General features: G+C 62.1%; 14 protein-coding genes. 9 read left to right on the top strand and 5 right to left on the bottom strand.

Annotation, left to right across the window (positions count from 1 at the left end):
* Positions 1-75: 75 nt before the first annotated feature.
* Positions 76-963, top strand: a complete 888-nt coding sequence (locus CCK88_RS09245; RefSeq protein WP_086470151.1) for a three-Cys-motif partner protein TcmP — start codon at positions 76-78, stop codon at positions 961-963.
* On the opposite strand, the gene CCK88_RS09250 is transcribed toward CCK88_RS09245, so the two are convergent.
* Positions 948-1,700, bottom strand: a complete 753-nt coding sequence (locus tag CCK88_RS09250) for a DUF5131 family protein (protein WP_086470152.1) — start codon at positions 1,698-1,700, stop codon at positions 948-950. The genes CCK88_RS09245 and CCK88_RS09250 overlap by 16 nt on opposite strands.
* 263 nt (positions 1,701-1,963) lie before the next feature.
* Here CCK88_RS09250 and carB point away from each other — a divergent pair, with 263 nt between their 5' ends.
* Together carB and CCK88_RS09260 are read left to right on the top strand one after the other, a co-directional pair.
* Positions 1,964-5,275, top strand: coding sequence for a carbamoyl-phosphate synthase large subunit (carB, locus tag CCK88_RS09255; RefSeq protein ID WP_086470153.1), 3,312 nt, complete (start codon positions 1,964-1,966; stop codon positions 5,273-5,275).
* 118 nt (positions 5,276-5,393) lie between these two features.
* On the top strand, positions 5,394-6,314 hold the full coding sequence (locus CCK88_RS09260; protein ID WP_140048942.1) for a hypothetical protein: 921 nt from the start codon (positions 5,394-5,396) through the stop codon (positions 6,312-6,314).
* On the opposite strand, the gene CCK88_RS09265 is transcribed toward CCK88_RS09260, so the two are convergent.
* The 4 genes from CCK88_RS09265 to CCK88_RS09280 form a co-directional block, all read right to left on the bottom strand.
* Positions 6,311-7,609 carry a lipopolysaccharide biosynthesis protein gene (locus CCK88_RS09265; protein ID WP_086470155.1) on the bottom strand — a complete coding sequence of 433 codons (1,299 nt, stop codon included), beginning with the start codon at positions 7,607-7,609 and terminating at the stop codon, positions 6,311-6,313. The two genes, CCK88_RS09260 and CCK88_RS09265, sit on opposite strands and share 4 nt — an antisense overlap.
* Positions 7,602-8,771, bottom strand: coding sequence for a GNAT family N-acetyltransferase (locus tag CCK88_RS09270; protein WP_170926405.1), 1,170 nt, complete (start codon positions 8,769-8,771; stop codon positions 7,602-7,604). The genes CCK88_RS09265 and CCK88_RS09270 overlap by 8 nt, the downstream gene beginning before the upstream one ends.
* Positions 8,772-8,878: 107 nt before the next feature.
* The gene (gene ltaE, locus CCK88_RS09275) at positions 8,879-9,901 is read right to left on the bottom strand and encodes a low-specificity L-threonine aldolase (protein ID WP_086470157.1); all 1,023 of its coding nucleotides are present in this window, start codon (positions 9,899-9,901) and stop codon (positions 8,879-8,881) included.
* Between the two features lie 62 nt (positions 9,902-9,963).
* Positions 9,964-10,941, bottom strand: a complete 978-nt coding sequence (locus CCK88_RS09280) for a methyltransferase (RefSeq protein WP_244557466.1) — start codon at positions 10,939-10,941, stop codon at positions 9,964-9,966.
* Between the two features lie 492 nt (positions 10,942-11,433).
* On the opposite strand from CCK88_RS09280, the gene CCK88_RS09285 reads away from it, so the two are divergent.
* The 6 genes from CCK88_RS09285 (at position 11,434) to CCK88_RS09310 (ending at position 16,056) form a co-directional block, all read left to right on the top strand.
* Entirely contained in the window at positions 11,434-11,643 is a 210-nt protein-coding gene (locus tag CCK88_RS09285; RefSeq protein ID WP_086470158.1) for a cold-shock protein, read from the top strand.
* A 297-nt stretch (positions 11,644-11,940) separates the two neighbouring features.
* Positions 11,941-12,414 (top strand): transcription elongation factor GreA, encoded by a 474-nt coding sequence (gene greA, locus CCK88_RS09290; RefSeq protein WP_086470159.1) that lies wholly within the window; start codon positions 11,941-11,943, stop codon positions 12,412-12,414.
* Between the two features lie 216 nt (positions 12,415-12,630).
* Positions 12,631-13,581, top strand: a complete 951-nt coding sequence (gene trxB, locus CCK88_RS09295) for a thioredoxin-disulfide reductase (RefSeq protein WP_086470160.1) — start codon at positions 12,631-12,633, stop codon at positions 13,579-13,581.
* Positions 13,582-13,692: 111 nt separating this feature from the next.
* Entirely contained in the window at positions 13,693-14,586 is an 894-nt protein-coding gene (locus CCK88_RS09300) for a LysR family transcriptional regulator (RefSeq protein ID WP_086470161.1), read from the top strand.
* A gap of 217 nt (positions 14,587-14,803) precedes the next feature.
* On the top strand, positions 14,804-15,511 hold the full coding sequence (locus CCK88_RS09305) for an HAD family hydrolase (RefSeq protein WP_086470162.1): 708 nt from the start codon (positions 14,804-14,806) through the stop codon (positions 15,509-15,511).
* Positions 15,512-15,540: 29 nt separating this feature from the next.
* Positions 15,541-16,056 (top strand): hypothetical protein, encoded by a 516-nt coding sequence (locus CCK88_RS09310; RefSeq protein WP_086470163.1) that lies wholly within the window; start codon positions 15,541-15,543, stop codon positions 16,054-16,056.
* Positions 16,057-16,576: the final 520 nt, after the last annotated feature.

Consider the following 16,576-nt stretch of genomic DNA (forward strand, 5'->3'; position numbering starts at 1 on the left):
AAAAGTGTTGCGCAAGGGAGACTTATGACGATCAATATGAAGAGATGAAACGCTCGTTATTTGCTCCGGTGAACTATGAGAAAGCCCTTCAGAGGCAGTATCGACACAGACGCGAAACTCAAACGCCTTCGCGATTATCTGCAACACTATTCGATAGCACTCAAAGATCAGGGCTTCGCAAGGATTTACATCGATGCGTTCGCAGGCACGGGTAGCAAAACAGAAACGCGCGCGTCGCTCCCGCTGTTTGATGGCGATCAGGCTCAGTCACAGGAGGTAGATACCCCGGGCTCGGCACGGATAGCACTGTCCATAGACCCACCGTTTCATACTTTGGCGCTGATTGAGCAAGATGCCGGCCGCTTCGCCGAGTTACAAAAGCTTAAAGAAGAGTTTCCCGACCGCAAGATTGCTATCAAGCACGGTGATGCAAACGAGAGCGTCAAAAAGATCTGCGCAGGCGTTCAATGGCATAAGGCCAACGGCCCAATTCGAGGCATGCGCGGCGTGGTCTTTTTGGACCCGTTTGGAATGGAAGTAGAGTGGGCCACGGTGGAGGCCATTGCTAACACCCAAGCCCTAGACTGCTGGTATTTTTTCCCGTTGTCCGGTCTTTACCGCAACGCCCCCCACGACCCCACGAAGTTGGATGCAGGAAAACAGCAAAGCCTGGACCGGGTGTTGGGCACACGGGACTGGCGAGAAAAGTGGTATCAACACGACTTTGAAAAACGTACGCTGTTTGAAGATGAGCAGCAGGCCATACGGCGCTCGGACGTGGACGCGATAGAAGCTTACGTTAAGTCGAGGCTGCAATCCGTTTTCAAAGGCCTTGTGATGGACCCCGTCAGATTGCGTCACAACAATGGAGCACCGATGGCATCGTTGTTCTTCGCGGTGTCCAACCCTAAGCCAGCGGCCGTGGCTCTGGCAAAGAGAATTGCGAGTTACATACTCAAGTGAGGAAGCTCATCCCAAGTGCGCCTGCGGTAGACTCTTCCAGTGGCTTTCTTGTTTGTGCCGCCCCATTGCTTAAAGAAGAAGGCTGTTCGCGACATGATGCACAGCTCATGTATTTCATCGACCCATTCCGACTCCATAGGTCTTGCTTGTGGTCCAGACTCCCCTCCAACGATGGCCCAGTGTATCCCCGATAGTTGAGCAGCGGCCACCGAACCGATAAGCGGCTCAAAGGAGACAAATCTCACGACCGCAGGTACTGAGCGCAGTTTATCTAGACGGTTCACTACCCCCCCATCCTCAACGCTTGTGCCTAGCCAGACGTTTTTTAGGACAGGTAAGCCAATCCGCTCGAAGACTGCTGACATCCGCTCTGGACGCTTAGTGAGAATTTGGAAGGTGTGTTGTGGCGTTTCTGCCATAACTTTCCAGACAGCCAAGATGAAGCTGTCCGGAACATCTTCATGGAACAGATCAGACATGGAATTTACAAAAATGCGGCGCGGTTTACGCCACTTTCGAGGAGCATCCAGGCTGAGATAATCAAGTGAAATTCGGCCAGTCCATTTCGCTCGCCCACCAGATTGCCGCGTTAGACCAGAGTATTTCTCTAGGCCCATTGCCTCCAGGCGGGCCGCCATCCGCATCGCATAGCAATTGGTACATCCCGGCGAGATTATGGTGCATCCGGCTACTGGGTTCCATGTAGCGTCTGTCCACTCAATCGATGTGTCTGCCATTCAAGCCTCCAAACAAGACTCTGGACAATTCGGGTAAACAAACTCTAGCATAGAACAGAATAGGAACGCATTTTATTGGCGGTTTTGTGGCTTCCTCTCCCTTCCCTTCCGCCGACTCTTCGGTTACACCGCCCGCTTAACCACCATGTTCGGTCTCTTCCCCTGCGCTGCAGTGCTCAACTGTCACGCGGGTTTCGCGCGGACAGGTGCGTCCGGGCGATTCTCCTCGCCCGCCTACAGGTCCAGTTAGCCGAGCGAGCGCCATGCCAAAACGTACCGATATCAAGTCGATCCTCATCATCGGTGCGGGTCCGATCATCATCGGGCAGGCCTGCGAGTTCGATTATTCCGGCACCCAGGCCTGCAAGGCGCTCAAGGAAGAGGGCTACCGGATCATTCTGGTGAACTCGAACCCGGCGACGATCATGACCGATCCGGAGCTGGCCGACGCCACCTATATGGAGCCGATCACCCCCGAAGTCGTCGCCAAGATCATCGAGAAGGAGCGCCCCGACGCGCTGCTGCCGACCATGGGCGGCCAGACGGCGCTCAACTGCGCGCTGTCGCTGCGCAAGATGGGCGTGCTCGAAAAATTCGGCGTCGAGATGATCGGTGCAACGGCCGAGGCCATCGACAAGGCCGAGGACCGCGAGCTGTTCCGCGACGCCATGAAGAAGATCGGGCTCGCAACCCCGCGCTCCATGCTCGCCCACAACACCATCGAGGCCCTGCAGGCGCTCGAGGTGATCGGCCTCCCCGCCATCATTCGCCCCAGCTTCACCATGGGCGGCACGGGCGGAGGCATCGCCTACAACCGTGAGGAATACCTCGCCATCTGCGAAAGCGGCATCGACGCATCGCCGACCAACGAAGTTCTCGTCGAGGAAAGCGTCCTGGGCTGGAAAGAGTTCGAAATGGAAGTTGTCCGCGACAAGAAGGACAACTGCATCATCGTCTGCTCGATCGAGAACCTCGACCCCATGGGCGTCCACACCGGCGACAGCATCACCGTCGCTCCGGCGCTGACGCTGACCGACAAGGAATACCAGATCATGCGCGACGCCTCGCTGGCGGTCCTGCGCGAGATCGGCGTCGAAACCGGCGGTTCCAACGTTCAGTTCGGTGTGAACCCCAAGGACGGCCGCATGGTCGTCATCGAGATGAACCCGCGCGTCTCGCGCTCGTCCGCGCTTGCCTCCAAGGCCACCGGCTTCCCGATTGCCAAGGTCGCCGCGCGTCTGGCTGTCGGCTACACCCTCGACGAACTCGAAAACGACATCACCGGCGGCGCCACCCCGGCCTCGTTCGAGCCGACCATCGACTACGTGGTCACCAAAATCCCGCGCTTCGCCTTCGAGAAATTCCCGGGCGCCGATCCGCGCCTGACCACGGCCATGAAGTCGGTCGGCGAAGCCATGGCTATCGGCCGCACCTTCCAGGAATCGCTTCAGAAGGCCCTGCGCTCGCTCGAAACCGGCCTCACCGGCCTCAACGAGATCGGCATTCCCGGCATCGGCGAAGGCGAGGACAAGAACGCCATCAAGGCCGCCCTCGGCACCGCCACGCCCCAGCGTCTGCTGCATGTGGCCGAGGCCATGCGCCTCGATGTCTCCAACGAAGACATTTTCGAAGCCTGCAAGATCGACCCCTGGTTCCTCGAACAGATGCGCGGCATCGTCGACATGGAACAGAAGGTCAAGGAATTCGGCCTGCCCAAGGATCCCGCCACCCTGCGCCAGCTCAAGAGCATGGGCTTCTCCGATGCCCGCCTCGCCCAGCTCGCCGGTCTCAAAGCCTCCGACGTCCGCAAGCTCCGCCACAGCCTCGAAGTGCGCCCGGCCTACAAGCGCATCGACACCTCGGCCGCAGAATTCGCGTCTCCGACCGCCTATATGTACTCGACCTACGAAGCCCCGTTTGGCGGCAAGGTCGACGATGAAGCGCGCCCGTCCGATCGCAAGAAGGTCGTCATCCTCGGCGGCGGACCCAACCGCATCGGCCAGGGCATCGAGTTCGACTATTGCTGCTGCCATGCGGCCTTCGCGCTGGCCGATGCCGGCTACGAAACCATCATGGTCAACTGCAACCCGGAAACCGTGTCGACCGACTACGACACCTCCGATCGCCTTTATTTCGAGCCGCTGACCGAAGAAGACGTCATCGAAATCCTGCTCACCGAAAAGCAGAATGGCACGCTCCATGGCGTCATCGTGCAGTTCGGCGGCCAGACCCCGCTGAACCTGGCCGAAGCCGTACAGAAGGCCGGCGTGCCGATCCTCGGCACCCAGCCCGATGCCATCGATCTGGCCGAAGACCGCGACCTGTTCATGAAGCTGCTCAATCGTCTTGAGCTGACCCAGCCCAAGAACGGCATCGCCTACAGCCTCGAACAGTCGCGTCTCGTTGCCGAGCGCCTTGGCTATCCGCTGGTCATTCGCCCGTCCTACGTGCTCGGCGGCCGCGCCATGGCCATCGTCCATTCGGCAGCCGAGTTCGAACGGTACATTCAGGATACCCTGACCGGCCTCGTGCCGCCCGATATCCTGCAGCGCTACCCCAATGACCGCACCGGCCAGATCAACTCGGTCCTGTCAGACAACCCGCTGCTGTTCGATGCCTATCTCTCGGGCGCCATCGAAATCGACGTCGATGCGCTTTGCGATGGCAAGGACGTGTTCGTCGCCGGCATCATGGAGCATATCGAGGAGGCCGGCATTCACTCCGGCGACAGCGCCTGCTCCCTGCCCCCGCGCTCGCTCTCGCCCGAGGTCATCGCCGAACTCAAGCGCCAGACCACCGAACTGGCCTTTGCGCTCAAGGTCGGTGGCCTCATGAACGTGCAGTTCGCCTACAAGGACGACACGATCTACCTCATCGAGGTCAATCCGCGCGCCTCGCGCACGGTGCCCTTCGTTGCCAAGGTCATCGGCGAACCCATCGCCAAGATCGCCTCGCGCGTCATGGCCGGCGAAAGCCTTGCCAGCTTCAACCTCGTTGAAAAGAAGCTCAAACACATTGCAGTCAAGGAAGCCGTCTTCCCGTTCAACCGCTTCCCCGGCGTCGACACGGTTCTCGGCCCTGAAATGAAGTCGACCGGCGAAGTCATCGGCCTCGATACCGATTTCGCCGTCGCCTTTGCCAAATCGCAGATGGGTGCCGGCCAGAAGGTCCCGACCTCGGGCAAGGCCTTCATCTCGGTCCGCGACGACGACAAGCAGTACATCGTCGACATGGCGCGCCACCTCGTCGAGGCCGGCTTCGAAATCCTCGCAACCGGCGGCACGGCCCGCTACCTCAACGACAACAATGTGCCGGCGACCAAGATCAACAAGGTCCTCGAAGGCCGCCCGCATATCGTTGACTCGATGAAGAATGGCGGCGTGCAGCTGGTGATCAACACGACGGATGGGATCAAGTCGATCTCCGACAGTCGCGACATCCGCCGCACGGCCCTGCTCGCCAAGATTCCGTATTACACCACCATCGACGGCGCCCTCGCCGCCGTGGAAGGCATCGTCGCCCTCAAACAGGGCTCCCTGCAGGTTCGGGCGCTGCAGGAATACTTCGCGGCCTGATCAGGCGCGTGAAAATCTGGGGCTGGCGGCTCGATCGCGTCCGCCAGCCCCTTTCGCTCATCTCCGGTTCATGCTGCTCTCGATACCAGGGACCATCAGCTTTCACCGGAGCATCCAAGTGATCCGCATCGTCGCCACCCTCGCCGTCCTCCTTGGCGGCACCACGCTCGCAACGGCACAGGATATCCAGGCCGAAATCGAGGCCTTCACAGAGGCTGACGGCTTCGAGCGGCTGGACCTCGATCTCATCGAAAAGGTTCTGCTCGACCAGTTCTTCGATGTTGGCGAAATCGCTCCAGGCGGCTCGATCGGCCCGATCGAAAAGGCGCTGATCGTCGCGACCGCCGAAATCCCGTCGGTGCGCACCCGCACGGCCCTCTCCTATGGCGAGATCGTCACCGAGGAGGACGGTGCCGTCAGTTTCATTGAGGTGCGGCACTACAATCTCGGTCCGGCGATCCGGGCGGATTTGATTGAGGCCTATGGCGAAGGCGACGTGGCCGACGAAGAAGCCTTTGGCATGGGCGACCACATGGCCTGGCGTTTCGTGTTCCAGCCGTTGATGGGCAACAGCGCGGCACTCATCGATGTGAGCAACAAGGTCATTCCCGAGAAATCGGCAGCCAAGCACGATTGCGATGGCCGTCCCTGCCTCGACTACGGCCCGAGCCTCGACGAAATGGCCGATTGGGAGCCTATGACCGATATCGCCCTGCCCGATTGGGAGCCCCTCTATCCCCAAAGCGAAGGCGGCTTGGCCACCCCGGCCTTTGCCGTTTCCCAGCTTGCTGTCGTCGGTTTCTGGGCCAATGCGGAAGGCGGCGACTACCAATGGACCGGAAGCGAACCTTCGGAGGCAGAAGCAGACGCCGCGCCTTTCCGGTTTATCTCGATTGATCGCAATCTTGGAAACGAGGACGCCATCGACACCGTCTGGCGCGAGGTCGCACCCATCGGCTACGAAGGGGGCGAGGTGCTGTTCCGGCGCGCCGAGGTCGGAGGCCAGGTGTCGTGGATGCAAGCCTGGGACACGCCTTAGGCGGAAGCCAGTGATGGCAGGCGCAGGCTGAACACCCGCAGCCGGTCGGTGCGCCAGAGCACCATGACAAGGGCCAGCGTGCGCCCGGCCATCGCCGCCGCGCTGGCCAGGGCAGCACCGAGAATACCGAACCCGGGCACGAGAATTGCGGCGAGCGAAGCCGTGAGACCAAGCACTGCGCAGCCGACCAGCAGGCCCTCGCGCTGTCGCCCGAGCACGATCAGCGCCTCGCCCGCCTGACCCGACATGGCGCGCAGCACCATGCCGGCGCCCAGGATCAGCATCACGGGGTAGCCTGCTTCATATGCGTCGCCGAAAGCACCCAGCAGCCAGGGCCCGGCCATCAATGTCAGGGCCACCGCAGCCACCGTGGCCCAAAGCGTCAGTCGCGTCGATTGCAAGACGCTGGCCTGCAGCACCTGTCGGTCTGATGACGCCAGGTCGACGGCGAACCGCCGCCCGGCCACCAGTGTCATGGCGTAGGCTACGAAGCCGGCCAGGGCCAATGCCCGCGCTGCGGCGAAATACATTCCCACAAGCTCAGGCGGGACCATGAGGCTCAGGACCAGCACGTCGGCATAGCTTGTCAGGTCATCGAGGCCCGAAAGCACCAGCAAAGGCAGCGAGGCGGCAAGCCACAACCGCTTCTGCTTGGCCGAGGCGGGCATGCGCGTTGCATCCAGACGTCGCAATCTGTGGCTTAGCTGCCAGGCCATCACGGCCACCACCAGCCCCATGCTGCCGATCAGCACTGCGCCCACGATCGGCAGGCTGAGCTCCACGCCCAGCGCATGAAGTAAGACGCATGTCCCGCCGATCAGCACCGGGCGAATGACATAGACCGGCAGAGCCGCCAGCCGGAACCACCCGAAACTGCGCGCGACGCCCTCGAAATAGTATTCGAGACCCAGCACCGGCAGTCCCAGACCGATCAGCAGGATGGTCATGCCCGGCCCGTCGAGACCCATACCTGTGGCGACAAGGCCGCCCAGCAGCACGAGGCCCAGGCCCGCGCCCACGACCGTCCGGAGGCCGAAACGCCAGTAACCGCGCAGAATGGTGTGCCTGCCGCGGAGCTGATAGCGGGGCAGGAAACGCAGGCTGGATTCTGCGAACCCAAGGGCGGCAAAACTGCCCAGCGCCAGCATCCAGGTCCAGAGCGTCACGAAGCCGCCATAGCCTTCTTCCGGCAGCAGCCGCGCGAGCAGCACCTGCAGCCCGAACACCAGCCCTGCACCGAGAATGCGGATGGCGAGGGCAATGACCGCGTCGAGCGTCCCTGCCCTCTCAGACATACAGCAACAGGCAGGCCGCGGGCCGCAACAGCGAAACGGTGCGGTCGATCAGCGCCGGAATGCGACCGTGGAACTGTTTCAGCGCCGGCCGCAGGCTCGGCAGCCACGTCGAAGCGTAGAAACGCCCACGCCAGGTCAGCGCCTCGGCGCGGCTCGACACGGCGACCGTGCTATTGGTCCAGCTGGCCTTGTATTCGGCTGGATTGATCAGGAGATCATAGCGCTGCGCACCATGCTCGATCAGCCAGGCAACGGTGGAATCCATCTGCACCTTGCCCGGCGACAGGTGGCGCAGGTCCCAGTCGAAGCCGCCCACATAGGCGTAATAATGACCCAGGTGCAGGAAACCGAGTTCCAGCGCTACCACGCGGTCGCCGCTCCGCAACACCGAAAGACAGGCGCCATTCATGCCATCGCGGCGTCCGGGCAGCGCGGCAAGAAAATCGTCGTAGCTGCGCATGGCGAAACCGGCACTGAGCCGGCCGGTTTCGGTCAGCCAGCGGCGCTTCATCTGGACGCAGCGCTCCACCAGCCGGTCAAAATTCTTGTCACCGGGCCACACCACCTCGAACGACAGCGCACCGAGCCGGGCCAGGTGGTTGCGCCGCCGGTTGCGATTGCGCTTCTGCAGCTTGCCGAGCTGCTCGACGTAATCCTCGGCGTGCTCGAAGTCCGAAAGATCGAGCATGGATGCAACATTGGCCGATCCCTTGATCACCGGCTTGTCGCCCAGCACCGCTTCGAGCGTACTGCCCGCAAGAACCGCGCGAGACAGAATGACGTCGCAGCCCGACTGCCGCAGCGCTGCGCGCAGCACGCGCACCAGATCGCCGTGGTTGAAAGGGCCGGGTCGAACCAGAATGCTGCAATATTGTGTGTGGGGCACGCCCAGTGTTTCGAGGCGCCGGATGCCGGCGGCCTGCACCACCATGCGCGGCCAGAGTGCCACGAGCAGGTCGCCGTCCCAAACGGTCACGATATAGGGCGCGTGCACGCCGTCGTCGCCGAAGGTGGCAACCCAGTTCCGGCACCAGTCATAGGTCTGGAAATAGCCGTAGGGATCGGCACAGTCGGCTTCGAGCGCGCGCCATGCATCGGCGATCGCGTCGATCTCCTCGAGCGTGGCGAGCACGCGACTGTTCAGATTGCCTTTCCCCGGCATCAGCGCCGTTCCCCCCTTATGTCCGGATGGACTAAAGCATCGGCGTCTGAACATGCCGTTGCGCGACACGGCAAACAAAGGGTTTCCGGCTCAATGGTAAAGAGCGGTCAGGCCTTGTCGAAGAACCGGTCGACCAGCGCCAGCGCACCGGCCACATCGTCATCGCCCACATCCAGATGCGTCACCCAGCGCTGCTGGCCATAGCGCCCGGTCACGGCGATGCCATTGGCCTCGAGATAGGCGTCGAACCGGTCGGCGATATCGGCCGCCGCATTGACCCAGAGGATGTTGGTATCGGGCATACTGACCGAGAGCGCTTCGTGGCGTGAAAGCCCTTCGGCTAGCTGCCGCGCGCGGCGATGATCATCGGCAAGCCGGTGCACATTGTGCTCGATGGCATAGAGTCCGGCCGCCGCCAGAATACCCGATTGCCGGAGACCCCCGCCCAGCATCTTGCGATGCCGTCGGGCCGTGGCGATCAGGTCATGCCGGCCGATCAGCACCGAACCCACCGGCGCCCCCAATCCCTTCGAAAGGCAGATGGAAACAGTGTCGAAGGGAGCCGTGAAATCGCGGATATCCATGCCGAGCGCAAGGGAGGCGTTGAACGCTCGCGCGCCATCGAGGTGCAGGCCCAAAGCATGCCGGTCCGCAATGGCCGACACCGCCGCCATGTAGTCCACGGGGATAACCCGGCCGCCGAATGTGTTCTCGAGGCAGATCACGCGCGTTCGCGCATAGTGATTGTCATCAGGCTTGATCGCGGCTTCGATCTCGGCGAGCGCCATTGTGCCGTCCGCCTGGTGCGCGATCGGTTGGGGCTGGATCGAGCCGAGCACCGCCGCGCCACCGGCCTCGTTGACGTAAAGATGCGCCTTCTGCCCGGCGATGAACTCGTCGCCGCGCCCGCAATGGCTCATCAGCGCCAGAAGATTGGACATCGTCCCCGATGGCACGAAGAGCGCGGCATCCTTGCCCAGCATGCCGGCCATCCGCTGCTCGAGCAGATTCACCGTCGGATCGTCGCCGAACACGTCGTCACCCACTTCGGCTTTCGCCATGGCGGCGCGCATGCCTGCACTCGGCTGGGTGACCGTGTCCGAGCGGAAATCGTGGCGAATGGCGTTCATGGCGGTTCTCCGTTTGAACGCTCTTTTTGCAGGCATGCGACGCGCTGGCTAGAGCCCCGGCGTCAGGCCGCGACGTCGCCTCCTTCCACTGCGTCATTGGCGGCGGTCAGTTCGACCGGCGGCCGGCGCGCCACGACGAGAATTCCGGTGATAGGGGCACCGCGGTCAAAGCGCAGCACGGCGGTTTCGAACCGCAGGATCTCGAGCCCGGCCAGCAGCAGCGCTTTGCGGGCCGCCTCGACGCCATGGGCGTAGCGCAGGCTGGGGCGCAAGAACAGCTCCTCGTCCCCGTCATGCGCTTCGAGAGAAAACGCCACCAGCCCACCCGGGCGCATGGCCGGCAGGAGCGCAGCGAGGATGGGCTGCAGCGCGCCGCAATAGATCAGCACGTCGGCTGCGGTCACCAGGTCGGCGTCGGCCCGGCGGCTATTGAGCGTGGCCACCAGCTCGGCCTTCTGCAGGCTGTCATAAATGCCCTTGCGGGCGGTCTCGGCTATCATCGCGGCGGAAATGTCCACGCCTTCAAGATGCCCGACCTTGGCGCGCAGCTTCTCGCCCATCAGCCCGGTGCCACAGCCCAGGTCCAGCGCGCGCTCGAAGCCCGCAATGCCCAGCCGCTGCATTTCCGCGCCCACCAGATCGTCGAGCAGATCGGGCACGCGATAACCGAGCTTGCCGACAAGGGCGTCCTCGAACTTGGCCGCATATTGGTCGAACAGCGCCTCGACATAGCCCACGGCGGTGCCTTCGCCCGCCGGCCCGGCATTGTGCGCAGCCAGCTTCAGCCGCGCGCCGAAGACGCCGTCGTCGTCCAGCGCCTCGAGCCGCCGCCAGGCGGCGATCGCAGCGGCGATGTTGCCGGCCTTTTGGTGATAGCCGCCGGCGAGGTCCCAGCCCGCAGCCCAGTCGGGCGCAATCTCCAGCGCCTGTTCCATCAGCTCGGACGCTGCCTGGTGATCACCCTGGTCGGCCAGCATGCGGGCATAGTCCGCGCGCCGGTCAGCGATCACATCGCCGGAGGAATAAAACGCCTTGGTCAAGACGAGAACTTTCGAGAACACCGGCCCTCTTGGCGCGGCGCGCGGGATGTGCCGCAAAGCAGTCGCGAACGCAAGCAAAATGCGCGCGATCGACTATGACCAATTGTTCACTTTCCAATCCTGCTTCATGCGCTATTGTGCACCAGGCCATCGTCGAATTGGGTGATACCCCGCGAACATGGCCGAGGCACTCTCCCGTGCCCCCACTTTCGGGCCCCGCCGGCTCCGGACTGTAGTGAGACTAACCCCTTGGCTCATCAGCGGAATAATAGTTCCGACTGCGTGATGCTGCGCGCCCATGCACCATATTGATGCCTGCATCGTTTCAGGCTACGCTTCGCGCCATCGAATATTGCGGCCGACTGATCTGAAGACGCGAATTCCATTCGCAACTGCTGACGTCATCTTCCGATATTTCGATATCAACAAGGTTCCTGGTCAGGTGCATGACCGGGGCCGATCCAGCAGCGACTGCACGAGGGAACGCGCATCATGGCAACTGGTACCGTTAAGTGGTTCAACGGCCAAAAAGGCTATGGCTTTATTCAGCCGGACGAGGGTGGGGCCGATGTGTTCGTCCACATCTCCGCCGTCCAGCGTTCGGGCCTCAATGGCCTGGATGAAGGCCAGAAGGTCAACTACGAGATCGTCAAGGACAAGCGGACCGGCAAATCTGCCGCCGACAACCTGACGGCCTCCTGAACCGACGGTTCATTCCGGATAAGAGGCGCGGTCCAGGGGGACCGCGCCTTTTTGTTTGACCCGGCACCAGGCTCACCGCCTGCAACCGCTTGACCGAAAGCGTCCCGCCGGGCAAGCTGTCGCATCTCCTGCAAAAACCAGCGCCAAGCGGTCGCCGGACCCGGTTCGGCAGGGAGAGGTCATGCCGGAGACAGCACGTCGTCGTCCGGCCCAGTATCAATCGAGACCTGTCGCGGTCCGGTCACCCGGCCCTGCGGCGGTATTTTTTATGCCAAGCCCATTGGAGGCGACACGATTATGGACAAGGTTCCGATGACAGTTCAGGGCCACAAGGCCCTTGCCGCCGAGTTCGAACATCGCACCAGCACCGAGCGCCGTCGCATCATCGACGCCATCGCCGAAGCGCGCGCCCACGGTGACCTGTCCGAAAATGCCGAATACTCCGCCGCCAAGGAACAGCAGAGCCTCAACGAAGGCCGCATCAAGGAACTCGAGACCATGCTGGCGCTGGCCGACATCATCGATGTCTCCAAGCTCAGCGGCGACACCGTCAAGTTTGGCGCCACCGTCACCTTCATCGACGAGGATACCGAGGAAGAAAAGACCTATCAGGTCGTCGGCGATCCGGAAGCGGATGCCTCTGCCGGCCGGATCTCCATTTCCTCGCCCATCTCCCGCGCCATGATCGGCAAGGAAGAAGGCGACACCTTCGAGGTCGCCGCTCCCGGTGGCGCCCGCAGCTATGAAATCGTCAAGATCCGGTTCGTCTGAGAATCAGCACGGGGCCGGCGCATCGTCCGGCCCCGTCCCTGCGCTTGCGCGGCGGCGTCATTGCCTCCCGGCGCGGCATTTCCCGATTTTCCTGTGTCTTTCATGTGCACTCCCCCGGGCATAAGCTCGCAGGGTGTGAGTTTGCCTTGAAACATTCCCCCTTGCCCCCTTAACTAGGCGGGAGGAGCATTCCTGGAATTCTGGAGAAACGTCGCGATGCACGCGAAGGTCATCATCATTGGCTCAGGCCCGGCCGGCTATACCGCTGCCATCTATGCGGCGCGCGCCATGCTCGAACCGGTCATGATTCAGGGCCTCCAGCCGGGCGGCCAGCTCACCATCACCACCGATGTCGAGAACTATCCCGGCTTCGCCGATGTGATCCAGGGTCCCTGGCTCATGGATCAAATGAAGGCCCAGGCCGAGCATGTCGGCACGCGGATCGTCAACGACATCATCACCCATGTCGATTTTGATCGCCGGCCCTTTGTGCTGACCGGCGATAGCGGCGACACCTACACCGCCGACAGCCTCATCATCGCCACCGGCGCACAGGCCAAGTGGCTCGGCCTGCCGTCCGAGCAGAAGTTCCAGGGTTTTGGCGTTTCGGCCTGTGCCACCTGTGACGGCTTTTTCTATCGCGGCAAGCAGGTGCTGGTCGTGGGCGGCGGCAACACTGCCGTCGAGGAAGCCCTGTTCCTCACCAATTTCGCCGAAAAGGTCATCGTCGTGCATCGCCGCGACGAATTCCGCGCCGAGCGCATCCTGCAGGACCGACTGTTCAAGAACCCCAAGATCGAGGTGCGCTGGAACACCGAGGTGGTCGAGGTCGGCGGCGCGCCCATGCCGCCATCGGTCAATACCGTCACCCTCAAGGATCGTGTCTCGGGCAGGACTTACGAGCAGCCCATCGACGGCGTTTTTGTCGCCATCGGCCACGCCCCCGCCACTGCCGTCTTCGCCGGCAAGCTGGACATGAAGCCGGGCGGCTACCTGCAGGTAAAGCCGGGGTCCACCGAAACCAATATTGCGGGCGTCTTCGCCGCAGGCGACGTCACCGACGATGTTTATCGGCAGGCCGTAACCGCCGCTGGCATGGGCTGCATGGCCGCGCTGGATGCGGAACGCTTCCTGGCGGAACACGAACTGGCGGAAGCTGCGGAATAAGCCGAGAATGTCCGTAGCAAGTCACGCTCGTGTCACAATTATTGTGCCTCCGTCGCCGCCGGCGGGGGCCAGCGTCCGACCTGGCTGAACAACAACGAAAGCGTCAACGAAATGCTCGACTGGGACAAGCTTCGGATTTTCCACACCGCCGCCGAGTCGGGCTCTTTCACCCATGCCGCCGAAAAGCTCGGCATGAGCCAGTCGGCCGTCAGCCGGCAGATTTCGGCGCTTGAAGACGACCTGGGCCTCAAGCTTTTCATTCGACACGCGCGCGGCTTGGTGCTGACCGAAGTGGGCGAGCAATTGTTCCGCACCGCCCATCGCATGCACTGGGAGCTTCAGCAGGTCGAGACCCAGATGTCGGAAAGTCAGGACGTGCCGACCGGCCCCCTGATCGTTACGACCACCGTGGGTATCGGGTCGACCTGGCTCTCGTCGCGCCTCGACGAATTCCTCAAGCTCTATCCGCTGATCCAGCTCGAAATTCGCCTCAACGATGCCGAGCTCGATCTGGCCATGCGCGAGGCCGACGTGGCCATCCGCCTGCACCGGCCCAACCAGTCGGAAATGATCCAGCGCAAGCTGTTCACCGTGCACAACTACTTCTATGCGTCCAATACCTATGTCGACGAGCATGGCATGCCCGCCACGCCCGAGGATCTCGACAATCATCGCATCATCAGCTTCGGCGAGCCGGTGCCATCCTACCTCGGCGACATCAACTATCTCGAGCGCATGGGGCGCAGCGACTCCAGTCCGCGCCGTGCCGCGCTGCGCGTCAATGCCATCTATGGCATGATGCAGGCCTGTCGCGCCGGCATCGGCATCGCCATGTTGCCCGCCTATGTCACCGAGAAGGAAGACGGGCTCGTGCAGGTCCTGCCCGAAATCGAGTTGCCGTCCTACGAAGCCTACTTCGTCTACCCCCCTGCCCTCAAGAATTCCAAGCGCGTCGGCGTCTTCCGAGACTTCCTGGTGTCGAAGGCCAGGGAGTGGAGCTTCTAGACAGGCACTTTCTCGTTCCATGACTGTCCCCCCGGCGAAAGCCGGGGCCCATCCTGAGATCCCTTGGTGGATCGCTCTGACAGCCTCGCCCACCGTGCCGCCCTCGGACTTGATCCTAGGGCCACTCGCCAGATCAGCGGTGCGGATGTTGGCCCTCGGGTCGAGCCCGAGGGCGATTCGGTAAGTAAATGAGTGAGTGCAAACCGGGAATCGCAAAATGCCCCGCATCTCGACAATCGCCTTCGATGCCGATGACACGCTCTGGCAGAATGAACAGTTTTTCCGGCTGACGGCACAGCGTTTCGCCGATCTGCTGCGGGACTACACCGATAGCCCCGATCTTGCCGATCGCCTTGTCGCCGCTACGGCGCGCAATCTCCGCTTCTACGGTTTCGGCGCCAAGGGCTTTTCCCTGTCCATGGTGGAAACCGCGCTCGAGGTCACCGACCATCGTGTTCCTGGCACGGTCATTGCCGAAATTCTCGCCGCGGGCCGGGAACTGCTCGATTTCCCGCTCGAGACGCTCCCTCACGTCGACGCCGCGCTCAACAGGCTGCAGCACACCCACCGCCTGATCCTCATCACCAAGGGCGATCTTTTCGATCAGGAGCGCAAGCTCGCCGCCTCCGGCCTTGCCGACTACTTTGCCGCCGTCGAGGTCGTGTCCGACAAGACCGAACCCGTCTATCGTCGACTATTCGATCGCCACACCGAAGGACCAGCCCGGACCATCATGGTCGGCAATTCTTTGAAGTCCGATATTCTTCCGGCGCTCGCGGCGGGCGCATTCGCCGCCTATGTCCCCCATGACCTCACCTGGTCCTATGAGCATGCCGACGAACCCGTTGGGCATGCGCGCTACACAAGAATCGAACACCTCGGACAATTGCAGTCCGCCATCGACGGCTTTGATGCGCAAGCGTAGTCTCGGGACGCTTCTCCGGGAGATCGACCATGCGCCCTGCCCTCGCAATCGCCATACTTCCGATCAGCGCCGCCCTTGCAGGCTCGGCGCAGGCACAGATGGCAACCATCGAGCCCGCGCAGGTTGGACAAATCTTCTGCATCGGCAGTCTCGGCAACGACATGACGCCTGTAGCGGCCATGCTCACGGCCGACCTGCGCACCGTCATCGAAATGGCGATCGAGGCGAACACAGCCTTTGAACTGGCCCATCCCGGCGATAAACCGCCGCTCGGCGACGGCCTGCCCTGGCGCAGCTTCCCGGACTATGCCGACGGTTGTTCGGTCGGCGCGGTGAGCGAGGATGTTTCGACGGCGACAGTCGAGATCCACTATACCTTTTCCGATGCGACCGACGCTAGCTACAGCGACACACTGTTGCTCCTGTCGGAAAATTTCGAGCCCGACATGCCGCACGTCTGGCGTGTCGACGACGTCCAAATGGTGGGCGGCAACAGCATGCGAGCGCTCCTCGATGCGGCTTTTGCAGCCGACGCGGCGCAATAATAGGCAGCATGTCGCCCGCTTTATGCGCAGTTTTGGCGCGCAAACCCCGCGACCGCCGGTCGCAGTTCAGCACTCAGTCGTTGATTTCATTGATGTTTTTATCGCCATATGCGTCATGCGCATGGCTGACATGATCCAGGTTAGGTTGGCGATCTCGCCGACCGGGCCTATATGCACGGTCATCACAGCGGGTGTTTCTCCTCCCTCCCTTGCGCCCGCTGCGTTCCCTCCTGACCTGACCTTTGGTCGGTCACCCTTGGGCTCCGCTCTCCCCTCGAGCGGGGCCTTTCTTTTTGCCCTGACGTCACCCATGCAAAAACGCATGGCTGACATGTCAGTTTCTGGATTGTCTATCAAACCAGTAGAGTTCATATAGGCCTTGTTGCTGAGGCGCGCTCCGATCTCCTCCTCCCTTCGGACCCCGCATCGCAACAGCGGACTAAGGATCATCTCCTCCTCCCTTGATCCGAGGTCTATGGCAGAGCGGCATATCCTCCTCCCTTGCTCTCTGCCCCACTTT

It is taken from the genome of Devosia lucknowensis (assembly GCF_900177655.1).
Classification (GTDB): domain Bacteria; phylum Pseudomonadota; class Alphaproteobacteria; order Rhizobiales; family Devosiaceae; genus Devosia; species Devosia lucknowensis.